Raw genomic sequence first — 203 nt, forward strand, 5'->3', positions numbered from 1 at the left:
AGCTTAACTTCTGTGTTCGGAATGGGAACAGGTGTATCCTTGATGCCATCATCACTACACTAAATAAAAGAGCGGAAGACGGGATTCGAACCCGCGACCCCCACCATGGCAAGGTGATGTTCTACCACTGAACTACTTCCGCATAAAAATGGAGGATACAGGGCTCGAACCTGTGACCCTCTGCTTGTAAGGCAGACGCTCTC

Annotated in this window: 1 tRNA gene and 1 rRNA gene; both read right to left on the reverse strand. The window is 49.8% G+C overall.

The window, feature by feature from the left end:
• Positions 1–59: ribosomal RNA gene (rrf, locus tag FC36_RS09165) — 5S ribosomal RNA — on the reverse strand; the annotation flags it as partial.
• Positions 60–70: 11 nt separating this feature from the next.
• A tRNA-Gly gene (locus FC36_RS09170) sits at positions 71–142 on the reverse strand.
• Positions 143–203 lie beyond the last annotated feature (61 nt).

This window comes from Ligilactobacillus equi DSM 15833 = JCM 10991 (assembly GCF_001435735.1).
GTDB lineage: Bacteria > Bacillota > Bacilli > Lactobacillales > Lactobacillaceae > Ligilactobacillus > Ligilactobacillus equi.